Raw genomic sequence first — 17,732 nt, forward strand, 5'->3', positions numbered from 1 at the left:
GGTCGGGATCGTCGGGGTCGGCCGGGTCGGTCGGGCCTGCCGGTTCGGCCGGGTCGGCTTCCTCTTCCGATTCGGGGCCCGTCGGCACGTCCTCTTCCGGCTCGGATGCCTCCGGCACATCCTCTTCCGGCTCAGTGGAAGGGGAAATCTGGTTCTCAGGACCTGCCGTCGTCGAATCGGCCTCTGCCCCAGCGGCATCCAGCGTGGGCGTCGTCTGGTCTTCCTCGGCCTGCGAGGACCCCGTGGCCCCCGTGGCCTCAAGCGTTGCCGAAGCGCTCTTCACCGCGTCCTCCTGCGCCGGCTGCCCAGGGTCGGATACTGCCCATGCAGGAGCCATGGGCACGCAGGCGAGAGCGGAGACGAGCGATGCGATAACAAGCATGTGGCGCGGTCGATACGACATGGGACCTCCCCGTTGCTCCTTCATTGGCGTGCCGTACCCGGAAGACGGACGGCAGCGCTATCTAGATTCCAGTGTAGGCGGCATGTCCCCTCGTAGGCGGACCATTCGGGGAGCGGAAAAACATGACGCTGGGAACCGTCCTACCTGTCGCGTTTACGACGGGTGCCAGCGCCAGGCGATTCGCTTGCGCTGCGCGCTGGCAGCCCGATTGGCGCCGTTTGCCGGATGGCGGCGGGCTTTATCCTCAAGGTGAGAATAATTTACTATCATTATCCTCGCTTTGAGGATAATGATGTCAGCCGCGCGATCCGCGCAACCGTTAGGAGGGAACGTCCATGACCGATACCGACCGCTACCCGCTGCCCCGCACGTTCGAGGAGTTCAACGAGCAGCGCCGGGCGAGCTTTATCCGCGTGAAGGATTTCAAGCAGGCAGGCGGCCGTCTGGTTGGCTACCTGTGCAGCTACACGCCGCTCGAGATCATCGACGCCGCCGGCGCCTCGGGTGTGGCGCTTTGCGGCACGTCCGACGAGGTGATCCCCACCGCCGAGCTGATGCTGCCGGCGAACCTCTGCCCGCTTATCAAGTCGACCTACGGCTTCGCCGCCTCGGAGAAATGCCCGTTCACATTCTTTTCCGACATCATCGTGGGCGAGACCACCTGCGATGGCAAGAAGAAGATGTACGAGCTGCTCGGCGAGCTCAAGCCCACGCATATCCTGCACCTGCCGCAGGGGCGCGACCGCGCGTACGAGCGCGATGCGTGGTACGAGGAGTGCCGCCTTTTGAAGGAGCGCTTGGAGAAGCTGTACGACATCACCATCACCGATGACGACCTGCGCGCCGCGGCGCACCGCCGCAACCGCATGCGCCGGGCGATGATCGCGCTCTACAACCTGCAGGCGAACGAGCCGCCCGCGCTGAGCGGTGTCGAGCTCATGAGCACCATGTTCGCGGCGACCTTCAGCTTCGACATCGAGGAGTTCACGGCGAAGCTCGAGGCGCTGGCGGCCGAGCGCCAAGCGCAGTACAAGACGGGGGAGCGCCCCGTGCCGGCGGACGCCAAGCGCATCTTGGTGACCGGTTGTCCCATCGGCGGCGTCATCAACAAGATCGGCCGCACCATCGAGCGCAACGGCGGCGTGGTCGTGTGCGCCGACGACTGCTCGGGCGAGCGCACGCAGGCGAGCCTGGTCGACGAGGACGCCGACGACATCCTGCGCGCCATCGCCGATCGCTACCTGGATATCAACTGCTCGGTCATGACACCGAACGCCGCGCGCATGGAGAATACCCTTGCCATGGTGGAGAAATACCACGTCGATGGCGTGATCGAGAGCGTGCTGACCGCCTGTCACACCTTCAATGTCGAGGCGACGCTCATGGAGCGCGCCGTCGAGGTTGCGGGCTTGCCGTACATGAAGGTCGAGACCGACTACAGCGCCGGCGACCAGGGCCAGATCGACACCCGCATAGCCGCCTTCATCGAAACCTTGTGACAGATAGGACGGGGCCAACTGTCATGTTTTCGCGGGGCATGACAGGTAGGACGGGGCCCGCTGTCATGCTTTCGCGGATGGACGATACAGGATTTTTAGGGGAAGGTCTGTTTGACCATGGCTGAGATATTCGGCATCGGTGTGGATATCGGCTCCACGGCGACCAAGGTCGCGGTGCTCGATGGCGCAGGCGCGATCGTGCACACCGAGCTCATGCCCACGGGGTTCTCGAGCGTGGACGCGGCCGAGCGGGTTGCGGACGCGTTGGTCAGCTCCGGCTTCCCGGTCGGCGGGCGGGGAACCCGCGTGGTCGCGACCGGTTACGGCCGCATCGCGGTGCCCTATGCCGACAAGGTGGTGACCGAGATCACCTGCCACGGCATCGGTGCTGTGCGGCTGTTCGGCGCGTCTGGCACCGTCATCGACGTGGGCGGGCAGGACACCAAGGTTATCCAGCTCAAGGGCGGGCGCGTGGCCAAGTTCGCCATGAACGACAAATGCGCTGCAGGTACCGGCCGCTTCCTGGAGATCATGGCCGATCGGCTCGGCGTATCGCAGCGGGACATGGCCTCCATGGCGCGCCGCGGTGCCGAGACCAAGATCTCCAGCATGTGCACGGTGTTTGCCGAGTCGGAGGTCATCAGCCTCATCGGGCGCGGCGTGCCGCGCGAGGACATCGCGCGGGGCGTGATCGACTCGGTTGTGACCCGCGTGGTCGCGCTCGTCGGGCAGGCGGCGGCAGCTCCGTACTTCTTGACCGGCGGCCTCTGCGACAACGGCTTCGTGGTCGAGCGGCTGTCCGCCCTGCTGAGTGAGCCGGTGGCCACCTGTCCCGAGGCGCGCTATGCCGGCGCCCTGGGCGCCGCCGATCGGGCGCTCGCGCTGGCGCGCAGCTAGACGCTGCAGCTCCCGCGGTAGAAACAACCCACAACCAAGGCCCACAACCTGAGGAAAAGCCGTATCCGAAACCGGTTTACCCTCAAGTTGTGGGCCTCAGTTGTGGGTGATGGGCGAGAGGCTGGGGCCTAGCGCCATCCGGGACCTCGCGAGCTTGCCGCGGAGGCTAGTCCTCCTCGATGACGACATCGGCGTCCGGGGCGTTCTTCTTCACGCTCTCGATACCCTTCTTGCAGGAGTCCATGGACTTGTAGACCTGCGACGTCGCGATGATCTCGCCGTTGGAGGCCTTGAGCACGAAGCGAACGCCCTTCTCGGTGCTCTTGATGACGAACTTGCCCATGTGCGTGTCCTTTCTAGCGCGGGTGACCGTTACCGGCATCGTACCCAACAGATTTCCAACAAACACCCCCTGCAAGCTGCTTCAAATGGGGCTTCAGGCACGGCTAGGGACCGCGCGCACGCCTTCTGCCACAGCCTGAGAACGTTCTCACCTGTTCGGACAAGATGTGCTAGCATGGTCGGGCGCAGGCGCGCGACGACGCATCACGGAGGGGGACACCATGCCGGCAGGATTGCTGCCCATCATCTATCTGGCCTTCATCAGCCTCGGTCTTCCAGATTCCGCGCTCGGATCCGCCTGGCCGGTCATGGGCCCATCGCTCGGCGCGGGGCTGTCGTGGGTGGGTATCGTCACCATGATCATTTCCGCCGGCACGATCGTGTCGAGTCTCATGTCGGTGCGCGTTGTGGAGCGGTTCGGCACCGGAAAGGTCACGGTGGCAAGCGTTGCCCTGACCGCTCTGGCGCTGCTGGGCTTCTCGATCTCCGGCGAGTTCTGGCATCTGCTGCTGTGGGCGATTCCCTACGGTCTCGGCGCCGGAGCGGTCGACGCCGCACTTAACGCCTTTGTGGCCGTGCATTACGAAAGCCAGCACATGAGCTGGCTGCACTGCATGTGGGGCGTCGGCGCGAGCGGCGGACCGATGATCATGAGCGCTTGCTTGGGTATCGGTACCTGGGGCGATGGCTTCCGCGCGCTCGGCGCCATCCAGCTTGCGATCGTGGTGGTGCTCACGCTGTCGCTTCCGCTATGGCGCGACCGCAAGCTTCCTCACGGCACGCGGGAGAGCGGGGTCGAGGCGGTCCCGGCCGCCCGCAGCCGTCGCGAGCTGCTGCGAATCGATGGCGTCATCGCGGTGCTCATCTGCTTCTTCTGCTACTGCGCGCTTGAGGGGACCTGCGGCAGCTGGGCCGCGTCGTACTGCACGCTCGAGGCGGGCATTCCCGCTGAGACCGCGGCGAGCTGGGCCTCGCTGTTCTTCATCGGCATCACCATCGGCCGCTTGGCGAGCGGCTTTCTGTCGTTCCGCGTATCGGACGAGGGCATGATTCGCCTCGGTCAGCTGCTGGTCGCAGTGGGACTGGTCATCTTCTTCGTTCCGTGGGCGCGGGATTTCCTGGCTGCGGGCTTTATTCTGCTGGGACTCGGCTGCGCACCCATCTACCCTTCGATCATCCACGCGACGCCCCGGCGCTTCGGCGATGACGTCGCCCTCGAGCTCACCGGTATGCAGATGGCCTTCGCCTACATCGGCTCGCTGGCGATGTCTCCGCTGTTCGGCGTCATCGCGCAGGCCATCGATATCAGCCTGTACCCGGTATACCTTGCGGCGCTGCTGGCGGTGATGGTCGTCGCTGCGGAGAAGGTGAACCGCGCGACCTCTGCGCGTCGCCGCGCCTGATGCGCGGCCGGGCCATCGCCGGGGGAGGATCGCTAGGGGAGACAACGTGAAGTTGGTTCGCGCCGTTGCCCCGAGATGCTCCATGCCCTATAATCATCTGGCCTTGGGACAAGCAGGGTCAAAGACCCCAGCTGCTCAACACCTTCGGGACGTGGCGCAGTTTGGTAGCGCGCCTGCTTTGGGAGCAGGATGTCGCAGGTTCGAATCCTGTCGTCCCGACCATACATGCGGGCGTAGTTCAATGGTAGAACCCCAGCCTTCCAAGCTGATGACGCGGGTTCGATTCCCGTCGCCCGCTCCAGAACGTTACGGAGCCCGGCGCCCTCGCGGTGCCGGGCTCTTTGCGTGCCGCGCGGTCCACTGGCTGCGCTTTCGGGGCGCCGATATCGCGGCTGTGCGCTTTCGGAACACTGCCATGCCTTCACTGTGCGCTAAAGGAACATCCATGGCGCCGCGATGTTCCGAAAACGCACAGCCTAGGGTGGCTGGGTGTTCCGATAGCGCACAGTCTGGGTAGCGGCCCCGGTCCTGCTCGCTTGGCGCCTTGGCCCCCTAGCAGGCGCATCACCATGGCGACGATTCTCAGCGCGCTGCCTGGCCTCGGGCAGCCCACGGCCCTGCTCGCTACATCCCGGCGCCCATCTTCCAGCCATGCCGCGCCGTTTTGATGTTACATGCCGCGAACGACGCGAACTGACGCCCTGAAAGCTCGTATAGTCGTAGTGTCGCGTTTCGGCGCGACGTTCAAGCATCGGTCGATATGGGGGAAGGTGGCGTATGGCCGTGCAAGAATCCAAGGAGTTTCCGACAACGGAATGCCTCGCGCCGGCGCAGATCGAGGCGAAGGTCGAGGCGGCGGCCATAACGAAGGCGGCCTTGCCCGCAGGCAAGATGTTCGTGCTGGCGATGCTCGCCGGTGCGTTCATCGCCTTCGGCGGTCTGTACTTCACGGTGTTTCTATCTGACACGGCGCTCAGCTGGGGGCCTCAGCGCGTGGTCGGAGGCCTCGTGTTCTGCATCGGCCTCGTACTCGTGCTCGTCTGCGGCGCGGAGCTCTTCACGGGCAACTCGCTCATGGTGTGTGCGCTCGCTTCGGGCAAGATCGATGTGCGCGGGCTTTTGCGCAACTGGGTGATCGTGTGGCTCGGCAACTTCGCGGGCGCCCTCATCGTCACCGCCATCGTGTTCTTTGCGCGCATCTACCAGATGAACGGCGAGGCTGTCGCTGCGACGATGGTCTCCATCGCTGCGGGCAAGGTGACGCCCGACGCGGTGACGCTGTTCTTCCGCGGCATCCTGTGCAACGTCTTCGTGTGCCTGGCCGTGTGGATCGGTTTCGCGGGAAAGACGGTCACCGACAAGGTCGTCGGTATCCTGCTGCCCATCTCGGGATTCGTGGCCTGCGGATTCGAGCACTGCGTGGCCAACATGTACTTTTTGCCGATGGGCGCCGCCATGGTGGCCAACGGTTACGGGGCCGACATCGCCGGGGCGGCGTCGCTGAACGTCGCGGGTATCTTCTACAACTTGGCGTTCGTGACGCTCGGCAACATCGTGGGCGGAGCGGTGCTTGTCGCGCTTGCGTACTGGTTCGTCTACCACCGCAAGGGGTAAGGGGCGACCATCGAGCAGCATCCGCAGGCTTCCAATCTGATGGCGCGGGATCGATGCGAGAGCCTACGTACATAGCAGGCCAGGGCATATGCCATGGCCTGCTTTTTCATGCGTTGGCGATATGGGGGTGCACCCGACCTTGTGCCGCGCCAGAAACGACCGGTCGCCGATTGCGCCGCGCCGCCCAGCCTTGCCCGAGAATGTTTTATTATCATTGTCATTATCCTAGCAATGAGGATAATCAAGCGGACATCTCGGCTGAGACGCCGTAGACGAAAGGACCTCCCATGATCGAGCTCAACTGCTTTGGCGAAACCTGTCCCAAACCTGTCATCCGCGCCATGAAGGCGCTGCAGGAGTCCGCGGCAGAAGGCGCCGTCCGCGTGCTCGTGGACAACACGGTTGCCGTGGAGAACCTCAAGCGCCTGGCCGCCAGCAAGCAGGGTACGGCGGAGGTCGAGGAGATCGAGGGCGGTTGGGCCGTCACGATCGCCGGCGTCACCGCCGCCGCTGCCGAAAACCCGGCGGGGGAGGAAGCCGCGCTCGCCGAGGCGGGTATCGCCTGCCCCGTGCCCGAGGCCGCGCCTGCCAAGCAGCAGGTTACCGTCTTCGTGGGCTCAAAGGCACTCGGCCAGGGTGCGCCCGAGCTCGGAAATATCCTCATCAAGGGTCTCGTCTACGCGATGTCGCAGGCCGACGAGGTGCCGCATCGTATCGTGTTCTTCAACGACGGCGCCGCCCTCACCTGCGAGGGCTCCGAGCTCGTCGACGATGTGCGCGAGCTGGAGCGCCGCGGCTGCGAGGTGCTGACCTGCGGCACCTGCCTCGATTTCCATGGTCTGCGCGACAAGCTCGCCGTGGGCGGCGTGACCAACCTGTATGCCATCTCCGAGTTCGTGCTCGGCCCCGACAAGGTCGTGACGCTGTAGCGCAGAGAGGGCCGCACCGACCATGATCTACCTGAACAACGCCGCGACGACCATCCAGAAGCCGCCGGCGGTCGCCGAGGCGGTCGTCGCCGCCATGGCGGGCGCAGGCAGCAGCTCGCGCGGGGCGTCCGCCAACGACCTTGCAGCGGCGCGCTCCGTCGCGGGCGCGCGCGTACGGCTCGCGCGCCTTATCGGCTTTTCGCACCCCGAGCGCGTGATCTTCACCCAAAACGCGACGATGGCGCTGAACACGGCCATCTTCGGCCTGCTGCGTCCGGGCGATCATGTGATCACGACGGATTTCGAGCACAACTCGGTGCTGCGTCCGCTGCACGAGCTCGAGCGCCGCGGCGTCATCGACCTCGATTACCTGCGCGCCGACGCATCGGGCCGCCTGCATATGGAGGACCTCGAGGGGCTCTTCCGCCCCAACACGGCTGCTGTCGTGTCCACGCATGCGTCCAACCTGACGGGCGCCATCGTGGACGCCGCCGCGCTCGCCGAGGCGGCCCATGCGCATGGCGCCCGGTTCGTGCTCGATGCCTCGCAGACACTCGGCGCGCTGCCGGTAGACATGGTGGCGCTCGGGGCCGACATCCTGTGCTTCACGGGTCACAAGGCCCTTATGGGCCCGCAGGGCACCGGCGGTCTTGCCGTGGTTTCCGACGTGGAGCTCGCACCCCTCGTGCACGGGGGTACAGGCGTCAAGAGCGCTGATCCCCTCCAGCCCGAAAGCTATCCGGAGCATCTGGAGGCAGGCACTATGAACGGGCACGGCCTGGCCGGCCTCGATGCCGCTCTGGAGTTCCTGCTCGACCTGGGTGTCGATCAGGTGGAGCGCCACGAGCGCGATTTGCGCGAGCGCTTCTGCGCAGGTGTGGCTGGCGCCGCGGGCGTCACCGTGTACGGTCAAGATGACGGCCATGGGCACGCGGGCGTGGTGGCGCTGAACCTTGCCGGCATGGATTCCTCGACGCTGGCCGATCGCTTGGCCTACGAGCACGGCATCGCCACGCGCGCCGGCTTGCACTGCGCCCCGCGCATGCACGCGGCGCTGGGTACACTCGAGCAGGGCGCGGTTCGGTTCTCGTTCGGCTGGTACACCACCGCAAGCGACATCGATGCCGCCGTGGAGGCTCTTGCCGCAATCGCGGCGGAGCTCGACTGATGGAGGGAAGGGGAGCGCATGGGGCGTGAGCGGACCGAGCGCATCGTCGTTTCGTTTTCCAGCACCTTCGATGCCATGGAGGCGGAGCGCCTGTGCCAGGAGGCGGGTGTCGCGGGGCGCATCATCCCGCTTCCCGTCGAGATCGATTCCGAATGCGGGCTGGCGTGGTCCATGCCCACCGATGACGATGCGGTGCTTGCCGCATTTAACGCGGCAACCGAGGGGCACCTTGTTCCCGAGGGCATCCATCACCTGATGTTGTAAGAGGTTCTGATGCCTGTTGGGCTGGTCCAGCAGGCGGCATGGGGAGGTTTTAGCCATGGAGACCACGGTCAAGCTCACCAAGCTCGCGGACTGCGCGGGCTGCGGGGCGAAGGTCGGAGCCGGTGAGCTCGCGCAGCTGTTCGAGGGCTTTCCCGATGTTCACGATCCCAACCTGCTGGTGGGATTCGATCATGCCGACGACGCCGCCGTCTACAAGCTGCGCGATGACCTGGCGATCGTGCAGACGCTCGACTTCTTCCCGCCCATCGCGGACGACCCCTTCACGTTCGGTCAGATCGCGGCGGCAAACGCCCTGTCGGATATCTACGCCATGGGTGGACGCCCCATCACGGCGCTGAACATCATGGCGGTGCCGGAAGACATGCCCAAGGACGCCGTGCGCGAGATCCTGCGCGGAGGCGCCACGAAGGTCGCCGAGGCGGGTGCCATCGTGGCGGGCGGCCATAGCATCTACGATGCGGAGCCCAAGTACGGCCTGTCCGTGACGGGCGTCATCGACCCGGCGAAGCTGCTGCGCAACGACACCGCGCAGGTCGGCGACGTGCTCATCTACACCAAGCCCGTGGGCATCGGAATCATGACCACAGCCCTCAAGGGTGGCCTTGCCGGCGAGGAGGATCGCGCGCGCGTCGAGGGGCTCATGTGCACGCTCAACCGCGCTGCTGCGGAGGCGGCGCGCCCCTTTGCGGTGCACGCCTGCACCGACATCACGGGTTTCGCGGTGCTGGGGCACATGCTCGAGCTCGCGCAAGGGTCCGACACCTGCATCGAGCTCGATTCCGCTGCGTTCGAGTTCTTGCCCGGAGCCCTGGACTTCGCCGCAATGGGTATTCTGCCTGCCGGCGTGTACCGCAATCGGCGCTATGCGGAGGCGGAGGTCGAGATTGCGCCCGAGGTTTCGCTTTCCGTTGCCGACGCTCTTTTTGACCCTCAGACCTCCGGTGGCCTGTTGTTCGCAGTCGACGCCTCCGATGCCGATGCTCTCATGGCGGCGCTTGACGGCGCGGTGCCCGCGGCGCAGCGGATCGGCGTCGTGCGGAGCTACGAGGGCGGGGCGCGCGTTCGCGTGCGGTAGGGCTCTCAAGCGGGCACCGTGTGTCCGAGCGCTCGACGCCTCGCTTTGAGGTCTGCTCGCTCAGCCGGGAAACTCAAACTGCATAGAATCGGCGGTGTCGTGCATAGGTTGTACCTTTTGCCATCCTCGTTCGCTGTTTGAGGGCTGCGCGCGGCGGTTTCATGCCGCTCTCCTGGATGCTTTCGCGGGTTTTGTACCCGCTCCGGCGCATGGGCGGAGGCTCAGAGCCCCGCCGGAGGAGCTATTTACATCGCTTCGGGGTTCAGTTGGGCTATTCAGCGGCGGGGGAGGGTGCCCTTGCGGTACAAAACTCGCAAAAGTATCCAGGCGGGTCCCGTACGTCCTGATTTGCCGTGCGACATACGACATCTGCGCAGTTGAGAAACACGGGTGAAACGTTTTCGCAACATCACGGATACGACATAGATATTTAGCAGGCCAAACGTTGAAATCTCTGTAGCGGGCTCATTGCTTTTAGGTAAAGCGCGTCAATCTGCCGTAGTACCATGGGTCAGGTTTTTTTGACATAACAACGTTTCCGAGGGGGTTCTCCATGACGTATTCCGAGAAGGTCATCGCTGAGCTGCGCGAGCGCTATGCCGACCAGCCCGAGTTCCTGCAGGCGGCCACCGAGGTCCTCGAGACCATCCAGCCCGCTCTCGATGTGCATCCCGAGTTCGAGGAGCAGGCGCTCCTCGAGCGCCTCGTCGAGCCCGAGCGCGTGGTCATGTTCCGCGTGCCGTGGGTCGATGACGAGGGTAAGGTCCAGGTCAACCGCGGCTTCCGCGTCGAGTTCAATTCTGCGATCGGCCCCTACAAGGGCGGCCTGCGCTTCAACCCGACGGTCACCCTCGGCATGCTCAAGTTCCTCGGTTTCGAGCAGATCTTCAAGAACGCCCTGACCACGCTTCCCATGGGCGGCGGCAAGGGCGGTTCGGACTTCGACCCCAAGGGCAAGTCCAACCGCGAGGTCATGGCATTCTGCCAGAGCTTCATGACCGAGCTTTCCCGCCACATCGGCCCCAACACCGACGTTCCCGCCGGTGACCTGGGCGTCGGCGGCCGCGAGATCGGCTACATGTTCGGTCAGTACAAGCGCCTGCGCAACGAGTGGAGCGGCGTGCTCACCGGCAAGGGCCTCACCTTCGGCGGCTCGCTTGCCCGTACTGAGGCCACCGGTTACGGTCTCGTGTACTTCGTCGACGAGTATCTCAAGAGCAACGGCGACTCCTTCGAGGGCAAGACGGTCGTCGTTCACGGCTCCGGCAACGTCGCCATCTACGCGATCCAGAAGGTGTCGCAGCTCGGCGGCAAGGTTATCGCCGCTTCCGACACCAAGGGCTGGGTCGAGGACCCCGACGGCATCGACTACAAGGTGCTCGAGAACATCTACAACAAGAAGCGCTCCGGCCACGACGCCGGCGTGAGCCTGGCCATGTACGTGGACGAGCGTCCGAACGCCATCTGGCACGCCGAGGACGGCCGCGGCGTCTGGCAGCTGCCCTGCGACATCGCGCTGCCCTGCGCCCGCGAGAACACGCTGTTGCTCGAGGATGCCCAGGCGCTCGTCGCCAACGGCTGCAAGATCGTCGGCGAGGGTGCCAACATGCCCACCACGCCCGACGCGACCATCTACCTGCAGCAGAACGGCGTTGCCTTCATGCCCGGCAAGGCCGCGAACGCCGGCGGCGTGCTCGTGTCCGGCCTCGAGATGAGCCAGAACGCCGAGCACCTGTCCTGGACGTTCGATGAGGTCGACGGCAAGCTTGAGAGCCTCATGCGCGGCATGTTCCACAACGTGGACGACACCGCCCGCACCTATGGCCACGAGGGCGACTTCGTGATGGGCGCCAACATCGCCGGCTTCCTGAAGGTTGCCGACGCCATGATGGCCCAGGGCGTCTGCTAGTAATAGCGCTGCCAATCGAATCGTTATGTGGAGGGACGGTCATCGAGGCCGTCCCTCCCTGCCATTCCTGCAATTTCGGGGACAGGTCCCAAACTTTCATCGATGCCCTCCAGGGCATCGATGAAAGTTTGGGACCTGTCCCCGAAATTGCAGGAATGGCAGGGAGTTTTCCACCGGTTATTGAACTTATCAACAAATGAATACTATCTAACACAAAGCTGTTCTCTGCAGCGCCATCCTGTCGATGATGCGCCAGCGCCGTGCGCAGCGGGTATTTTGCGTGTCGCCGAAGCGCCGTGAGCGGGGAGCCGGGCCCTCAGGTACACTGTGAAGATGTGCATAAAAGCAGCCAATCTTTGCAGATGGGAGAGCAATGCTCAAGTTTGGGAGCTATGTTCGCGCGGCGAACATCGATGACGCTCTGGAGGTGCTGCGGTTCAAGAAGGGCGCTATGGTCCTCGGCGGCGGCATTTGGATGCGTCTTTCGAACCGTACGGTGCCCTGCGTGATCGACCTTTCGGACTGCGGTCTCAACACGATCGAGGAGACCGACGACGAGTTCCGCATCGGCGCCTACGTCACCCTGCGCGACCTCGAGGTCGCCGGCAAGCTCAACGCGGTGACGGGCAACGTGCTGCGCGACGCCGTCCACGATATCGTGGGCGTGCAGATGCGCCAGCTCGCGACGGTGGGCGGCAGCGTCTTCGGACGTTTCGGCTTCTCCGATGTCATCTGCGCGCTTCTGGCGCTCGACACGGACGTGGAGCTCGCCGGCGCTGGCCGCATGCCGCTGGCGCAGTTTATCGACATGCCCTATGAGCTCGATGTTCTGACCCATGTGATCGTTCGCAAGCGCGATTACCGCGCGGCGTACCAGTGCATGCGCAAGGCGGCGACGGACTTCGCTTCCGCCAATGCGTGCGCCGCGTACTGGGACGGCTCCTGGCACGTTTCGGTGGGTGCGCGTCCCGCGAAGGCGCGCCTGCTTGCCGGCGATGCCCTGGGTATCGCCTCTGCAGAGCCCACCGCCGAGGAGATCGCGTGCGCCATCGAGGCGGTTCGCAGCCTGAAATACAGCTCCAACCTGTGGGGCTCCGAGCGCTACCGCCGCCACCTTGCCGGCGTGCTTGCTGCCCGCGCCATCGTTGAGGCGGCCCCGTATTCCTCGCCCGAGGCGGCCGATGCCGCACGGGCCGTCTGCTCCGGTGAGGAGGCGATCGCATGAGCGGAAAGCTGATGGACGTCACCGTCGTCTTGAACGGCAAGAAGGTCGCCGCCTCCGTGGCGCCCGACCAGTCGCTGCTCGCCTTCGTGCGCGATCACGGCTGCAAGTCCGTGAAGTGCGCCTGCGAGACCACGAACTGCGGTCTATGCACGGTGTGGCTCGATGGCCGCGCGGTGCTGTCGTGCGCCGTGCCGATGGCCCGCGCGAACGGCCACGAGGTCACGACGCTCGAGGGCCTGCAGGCGGAGTCGGCCGATTTCGCGCGCTGCATGGCCGAGGAGGGCGCGGAGCAGTGCGGCTTCTGCTCGCCCGGCCTGATCATGAACGTGCTCGCAATGGAGCGCGAGATCCGCGAGCGCGCGGAGGCCGAGGGCACCGCGCCCGCCATGCCCACCGAGGATGACATGAACAGCTATCTGGCCGGCAATCTCTGCCGTTGCACGGGATATACGAGCCAGCGCCGCGCCATCCGCCGCTATATGGAGAGCCGCTTCGCCGCAGCCGGCGAGGCTTCCGCGGCGGCTGGAGAGGGGGAGTAGCCCATGAGCATGATCGTCACGCGCGAAAGCGAGCGCGAGAACCTGACCCATATCGGCGCGAAGACCGTCAAGAAGGACGCCTACGCCCTGCTTGCCGGCAAGCCGCTCTACACGAACGACATCGTGCCCGCCGATGTCCTCACCCTCAAGATCCTGCACAGCCCGCACGCCTTCGCGCGCATCCGGTCCATCGACACGTCGCGCGCGGAGAAGATCCCGGGCGTCGTTGCCGTCTACACCTATAAGGATGTGCCGAACAAGCGCTTCACGCTCGCCGGCCAGAGCTATCCCGAGGCGAGCCCGTATGACCGCCTCATCCTCGACGAGGTCGTGCGCTACGTGGGCGACGAGGTCGCCATCGTGGCGGCCGAGACCGAGGACGCGGCCGAGCGTGCGCTCAAGCTCATCAAGGTCGACTACGAGGTCATGGAGCCCGTGCTCGACTTCACGCGCGCCAAGGGCAACCCGGTCGTCATCCACACCGAGGACAACTACCACGTGAACGGTGCGTGGATCAACAACGACCGCATGAACAACGTCGTGGCCTCCGGTCTGTCGGAGCACGGCGACCTCGAGGCGGCCTTCGACGAGTGCGATATCGTCGTCGACGAGACCTACCACACGCTGGCCGACGCCCAGGCGATGATGGAGACGTTCCGCTCCTTCGCCGAGATCGACGCCTACGGCCGCATCACGGTGACCTCCTCCACGCAGGTGCCGTTCCACGTGCGCCGCATGGTCGCCAACGCCCTGGATATCCCGCAGTCGCGCGTGCGCGTGGTCAAGCCCCGCATCGGCGGCGGCTTCGGCGCCAAGCAGACGGGCTGCAACGAGATCTTCTGCGCCTTCGTGACCGCGAAGACCGGGCGTCCCTCCAAGATCATCTACACGCGCGAGGAGACGCTCGCGTCGTCTAACTCGCGCCACGAGATGCAGCTGCACGTGCGCCTCGGCGCCAAGAACGACGGCACGATCGTGGCCATCGACCTGTACACGCTCTCCAACCAGGGTGCCTACGGCGAGCACGGTCCCACGACCGTCGGCCTTTCGGGCCACAAAAGCCTGCCGCTGTACAACCACGCCAAGGCGAGTCGTTTTGCCTTCGACGTGGTGTACTCCAACACCATGCCAGCGGGCGCCTACCGCGGCTACGGCGCGACCCAGGGCCTGTTCGCCGTCGAGTCCGCCGTGAACGAGCTGGCCGACCGCCTGGGCATGGATCCCTGCGAGATCCGCCTGAAGAACCTGGTCACGCCGGGTGAGCGCCTGGCGCAGTACGACGACAACGAGCTGTATTCCTGCACCGCCGCCGACTGCCTGCGCCGCGCGATGGAGATGATCGGCTGGGCCGACAAGCCGCTGCGACAGGACCTGGGCGACCGCGTGCGCGGCCTGGGCGTGGCGCTCTCCATGCAGGGCTCGGCCATCGCCAAGATCGACATCGGCTCGGTCGACCTGCGCGTCGAGGAGTCCGGCTTCTACACGCTGTCCATCGGTGCCACCGACATGGGCACGGGCTGTGACACGATCCTCGCGCAGTTCGCCGCCGAGGCGCTGCGCTGCGACACCGACCGCATCGTCGTGCACGGCGTCGATACCGACGTGTCGCCCTTCGACACGGGTTCCTACGCGAGCGCATCCACCTACCTGACCGGTATGGCCGTGCTGAAGGCCGCCGAGCAGCTCATCGCCGAGCTGCGCCGTCGCGCAGCGGGCTTCATGGGCGTCGACGTGAACGACGTCCTGTTCGATGGCGACGACATGCTCGCTTTCGAGCCGGGTGTGCTCGATGTTCCCGCCGATGTGGACAAGCCGGAGTTCTCCGGCATCTACGACGACGTCGAGGCCATCGCGCGCTCCTACCAGCTCGCCCAGGCCTCCCCGGATGCCGAGCCCGTGGCGAAGATGTCGCTCACCGAGCTTGCGAACAAGCTCGTGGCAGGCGGCGACGGCGACTGCCTGACGGCCCATGCCGCCGCGAGCTCGCCCACCAGCCCGCCGCCGTTCATGAGCGGTATCGCCGAGGTGGATGTCGACAAGGCCACCGGCAAGGTCACCGTGGTCGACTATGTGAGCGTCGTCGACTGCGGCACGGTGGTGAACGAGAACCTCGCGCGCGTGCAGGCCGAAGGCGGCATCGGCCAGGGCATCGGCATGGCGCTTACCGAGGACGTGCAGTACAGCGATCGCGGCCGCATGCGCACGCGCTCGTTCATGACGTACAAGGTGCCGACGCGCCTCGACCTGCCGAACATCCGCATGGAGTTCGCACCGAGCTACGAGCCCACCGGCCCGTTCGGCGCCAAGTCGATCGGCGAGGTCGTCATCAACACGCCGTCGCCCGCCATCGCGAGCGCCGTGGCGCATGCGACCGGCCACTACGTCCGCACGCTGCCCATCACTCCCGAAAAGGCCCTCTTCGGCGAATAGCCCGACCCGTCCGGCCGGCTGAGGCACCGCACCTTGCCGCTCAAGCCTTCGGGCGCCGCACGCCAGGCGTGCGCCCTCGGCTTTCGTGGCAATCTGCGGCACCTCAGCCGGCCGTCTCCGTTGCCGACAAGATGGTGCCAGGCACAAACTTGTCGCCAGGCGTGGACAAGATGGTGCCAGGCACAAACTTGTCGCCAGGCGTGGACAAGATGGTGCCGGGTGCAAACTTGTCGCTGGCTTGGCATGTGCGCTTTTGGAACGTCTTGTAGCGTTTAACTGTGCGTTTTCGGAACACGGGGGCGCTTTGGATGTTCCGATAGCGCACAGTTTGCATTGGCCTATGTTCCGTTAGCGCACAGCGATGTGCGGTGCCGAGGCGCATGACAGTTAGGACGGGGCCCAGTGTCATGAACATGACACTGGGCCCCGTCCTAACTGTCATGCTCGGCGGCTATGTGCGCGTGCTGTGCGGGAAAGCTTCACCGCACGCACGCTGGCCGTATCTGCTATCATTCAGAAACTGTGCGTAAACTGCGGGCGTGGCGGAATTGGTAGACGCGCTGGATTTAGGTTCCAGTGGGCTTCCCGTGAAGGTTCGAGTCCTTTCGCCCGCACCAAAACGCCGTGATTGGTTACAACGGGCTATCGGCACCCACGATATGCCGACGTACTGTAAGAGGAGGAACGTTGAACATCACTTCTGACGTGAAGGACGCCAAGCTCACCGCGACGGTCACCATCCCGGCCGCCGACGTCGACGCTGCCATCAAGAAGGCCTACAAGGAGGCTGCCAAGAGGTATCGCTTCCCGGGCTTCCGCGCTGGTCATGCGCCCCGTCCCGTTATCGACAACATGCTCGGCGCCGGCGCCGTGCTCGCTCAGGCCACCAACGACCTGATCGGTGCCAACGAGTCCGCTGTCCTGAACGAGCTCGACATCGTCCCCGTCAAGTCCGGCGACTACGGCAACATCGACGAGATGGTCAAGGACCACGAGGACTACACCTACACCATCGAGTTCCAGCTCCGTCCGAGCTACGAGCTCAACTCCTATGATCCCGTCGAGATCGAGATGCCTCCCGCGGAGGTCACCGAGGGCGAGATCGACGCCCAGATCGAGATGCTCATGGGTTATCACGCCTCCTTCAAGGACGCCGAGCGCGCCGTTGCCGAGGGCGACTACGTCACCGTCGACATCGAGAACATCAAGAACGCCGAGGCGCTCAACGGCGAGGGCCGCATGGTCGTCGTCGGCTCCGGCAACCTGCCCGCTGCCTTCGATGAGGGCCTGACCGGCATGAATGTCGACGAGTCCAAGGAGATCTCCTGGACCCCCGAGGTCGAGGGCGCCGAGGAGGCCTCCGTCAAGGTGACCGTCAAGAACATCAAGGAGCGCATCCTGCCCGAGCTCACCGACGAGTTCGCCAAGGCCTCCTTCGGCTTCGATGACATCGCCGCCATGCGCGACGCCGTCAAGATCGAGCTCGACGCCGACAAGACCTCCAAGCTCCCCGGCATCAAGGAGAACCGCGCCGTGGCCAAGCTGGCCGAGCGCCTCGAGGCCGAGAAGATCGACGAGGATTACGAGCAGTCCGTCTTCTCCGAGCTGGGTCAGAACTTCCTGCAGAGCCTGTCCGGCCGCGGCATGACCCTCGACGGCTGGCTGAAGACCGCCGGCATGTCCACCGACGCCTTCCTGGCCGACCTGCACCGTCAGGCCGATGACGTCGCCCGCGAGTCCCTGGCTCTCGACGCTCTGGCCCGCAAGCTCGAGATCGAGGTCACCGACGAGGACGTTGACGCCGAGTTCGAGCGCGCCGGCATCCAGGATGTCGAGGCCTCCAAGGCTCAGTTCATCGCCGAGGGCCGCATGCCCGCCGTCCGCGACTCCATCCGTCGCTCCAAGGCCGTCGACTGGCTGGTCGACAACGCGGTCGTGACCGAGGTCGACGAGTACGCCAAGGCTGACGACGCCGAGTAGGCTGTCCCCGCAACGGGGTATCATACCGGGAGAC

Annotated in this window: 15 protein-coding genes and 3 tRNA genes; 16 read left to right on the forward strand and 2 right to left on the reverse strand. The window is 65.2% G+C overall.

The genetic code is table 11. From position 1 onward, the window contains the following. The coding region (locus H6A16_RS06165) for a hypothetical protein (RefSeq protein ID WP_204617199.1) at nt 1–403 on the reverse strand (403 nt) is incomplete at its 3' end. 335 nt (nt 404–738) lie between these two features. Between H6A16_RS06165 and H6A16_RS06170 the strand changes: the two genes are divergently transcribed. Continuing rightward, entirely contained in the window at nt 739–1,902 is a 1,164-nt protein-coding gene (locus H6A16_RS06170; protein WP_204617201.1) for a double-cubane-cluster-containing anaerobic reductase, read from the forward strand. Between the two features lie 117 nt (nt 1,903–2,019). Continuing rightward, nucleotides 2,020–2,799 carry an acyl-CoA dehydratase activase gene (locus H6A16_RS06175; RefSeq protein ID WP_239458243.1) on the forward strand — a complete coding sequence of 260 codons (780 nt, stop codon included), beginning with the start codon at nt 2,020–2,022 and terminating at the stop codon, nt 2,797–2,799. Nucleotides 2,800–2,965: 166 nt separating this feature from the next. On the opposite strand, the gene H6A16_RS06180 is transcribed toward H6A16_RS06175, so the two are convergent. Next, nucleotides 2,966–3,142 (reverse strand): YegP family protein, encoded by a 177-nt coding sequence (locus H6A16_RS06180; protein ID WP_204617203.1) that lies wholly within the window; start codon nt 3,140–3,142, stop codon nt 2,966–2,968. A gap of 220 nt (nt 3,143–3,362) precedes the next feature. On the opposite strand from H6A16_RS06180, the gene H6A16_RS06185 reads away from it, so the two are divergent. The 14 genes from H6A16_RS06185 (at nt 3,363) to tig (ending at nt 17,698) form a co-directional block, all read left to right on the forward strand. Next, nucleotides 3,363–4,544, forward strand: a complete 1,182-nt coding sequence (locus H6A16_RS06185; protein WP_204617205.1) for an MFS transporter — start codon at nt 3,363–3,365, stop codon at nt 4,542–4,544. Between the two features lie 145 nt (nt 4,545–4,689). Beyond that, a tRNA-Pro gene (locus H6A16_RS06190) sits at nt 4,690–4,766 on the forward strand. Nucleotides 4,767–4,771: 5 nt separating this feature from the next. Further along, nucleotides 4,772–4,845, forward strand: a tRNA-Gly gene (locus H6A16_RS06195). Nucleotides 4,846–5,321: 476 nt separating this feature from the next. Continuing rightward, nucleotides 5,322–6,158, forward strand: a complete 837-nt coding sequence (locus H6A16_RS06200; protein WP_239458244.1) for a formate/nitrite transporter family protein — start codon at nt 5,322–5,324, stop codon at nt 6,156–6,158. Nucleotides 6,159–6,445: 287 nt separating this feature from the next. Continuing rightward, a complete protein-coding gene (yedF, locus tag H6A16_RS06205) occupies nt 6,446–7,087 on the forward strand; it encodes a sulfurtransferase-like selenium metabolism protein YedF (protein ID WP_204617207.1) in 642 nt (213 codons plus the stop codon). A 22-nt stretch (nt 7,088–7,109) separates the two neighbouring features. Next, complete coding sequence (locus H6A16_RS06210; protein WP_204617209.1) at nt 7,110–8,255, forward strand: aminotransferase class V-fold PLP-dependent enzyme; 1,146 nt, start codon at nt 7,110–7,112, stop codon at nt 8,253–8,255. Between the two features lie 18 nt (nt 8,256–8,273). Then, entirely contained in the window at nt 8,274–8,519 is a 246-nt protein-coding gene (locus H6A16_RS06215) for a DUF3343 domain-containing protein (protein ID WP_204617211.1), read from the forward strand. A gap of 55 nt (nt 8,520–8,574) precedes the next feature. Continuing rightward, the gene (selD, locus tag H6A16_RS06220; RefSeq protein ID WP_204617213.1) at nt 8,575–9,615 is read left to right on the forward strand and encodes a selenide, water dikinase SelD; all 1,041 of its coding nucleotides are present in this window, start codon (nt 8,575–8,577) and stop codon (nt 9,613–9,615) included. A gap of 553 nt (nt 9,616–10,168) precedes the next feature. Then, entirely contained in the window at nt 10,169–11,524 is a 1,356-nt protein-coding gene (gene gdhA / locus H6A16_RS06225) for an NADP-specific glutamate dehydrogenase (protein ID WP_204617215.1), read from the forward strand. 373 nt (nt 11,525–11,897) lie between these two features. Continuing rightward, nucleotides 11,898–12,749, forward strand: coding sequence for an FAD binding domain-containing protein (locus H6A16_RS06230; protein ID WP_204617217.1), 852 nt, complete (start codon nt 11,898–11,900; stop codon nt 12,747–12,749). Next, the gene (locus H6A16_RS06235) at nt 12,746–13,288 is read left to right on the forward strand and encodes a (2Fe-2S)-binding protein (protein WP_204617220.1); all 543 of its coding nucleotides are present in this window, start codon (nt 12,746–12,748) and stop codon (nt 13,286–13,288) included. The genes H6A16_RS06230 and H6A16_RS06235 overlap by 4 nt, the downstream gene beginning before the upstream one ends. Nucleotides 13,289–13,291: 3 nt before the next feature. Then, a complete protein-coding gene (locus tag H6A16_RS06240) occupies nt 13,292–15,718 on the forward strand; it encodes a xanthine dehydrogenase family protein molybdopterin-binding subunit (RefSeq protein ID WP_204617222.1) in 2,427 nt (808 codons plus the stop codon). 533 nt (nt 15,719–16,251) lie between these two features. Beyond that, a tRNA-Leu gene (locus H6A16_RS06245) sits at nt 16,252–16,335 on the forward strand. 70 nt (nt 16,336–16,405) lie between these two features. Further along, on the forward strand, nt 16,406–17,698 hold the full coding sequence (tig, locus tag H6A16_RS06250) for a trigger factor (RefSeq protein ID WP_204617224.1): 1,293 nt from the start codon (nt 16,406–16,408) through the stop codon (nt 17,696–17,698). Nucleotides 17,699–17,732: the final 34 nt, after the last annotated feature.

This window comes from Collinsella tanakaei, from assembly GCF_016900375.1.
Taxonomy (GTDB): domain Bacteria; phylum Actinomycetota; class Coriobacteriia; order Coriobacteriales; family Coriobacteriaceae; genus Collinsella.

Coding starts and splice junctions, on each gene's coding strand:
- gdhA (WP_204617215.1), top strand. CDS start 10,169: ATGACGTATTCCGAGAAGGTCATCGCTGAGCTGCGCGAGCGCTATGCC.
- yedF (WP_204617207.1), top strand. CDS start 6,446: ATGATCGAGCTCAACTGCTTTGGCGAAACCTGTCCCAAACCTGTCATC.
- H6A16_RS06215 (WP_204617211.1), top strand. CDS start 8,274: ATGGGGCGTGAGCGGACCGAGCGCATCGTCGTTTCGTTTTCCAGCACC.
- H6A16_RS06230 (WP_204617217.1), top strand. CDS start 11,898: ATGCTCAAGTTTGGGAGCTATGTTCGCGCGGCGAACATCGATGACGCT.
- H6A16_RS06175 (WP_239458243.1), top strand. CDS start 2,020: ATGGCTGAGATATTCGGCATCGGTGTGGATATCGGCTCCACGGCGACC.
- H6A16_RS06240 (WP_204617222.1), top strand. CDS start 13,292: ATGAGCATGATCGTCACGCGCGAAAGCGAGCGCGAGAACCTGACCCAT.
- H6A16_RS06185 (WP_204617205.1), top strand. CDS start 3,363: ATGCCGGCAGGATTGCTGCCCATCATCTATCTGGCCTTCATCAGCCTC.
- selD (WP_204617213.1), top strand. CDS start 8,575: ATGGAGACCACGGTCAAGCTCACCAAGCTCGCGGACTGCGCGGGCTGC.
- H6A16_RS06235 (WP_204617220.1), top strand. CDS start 12,746: ATGAGCGGAAAGCTGATGGACGTCACCGTCGTCTTGAACGGCAAGAAG.
- H6A16_RS06200 (WP_239458244.1), top strand. CDS start 5,322: ATGGCCGTGCAAGAATCCAAGGAGTTTCCGACAACGGAATGCCTCGCG.
- H6A16_RS06210 (WP_204617209.1), top strand. CDS start 7,110: ATGATCTACCTGAACAACGCCGCGACGACCATCCAGAAGCCGCCGGCG.
- H6A16_RS06180 (WP_204617203.1), bottom strand. CDS start 3,142: ATGGGCAAGTTCGTCATCAAGAGCACCGAGAAGGGCGTTCGCTTCGTG.
- H6A16_RS06170 (WP_204617201.1), top strand. CDS start 739: ATGACCGATACCGACCGCTACCCGCTGCCCCGCACGTTCGAGGAGTTC.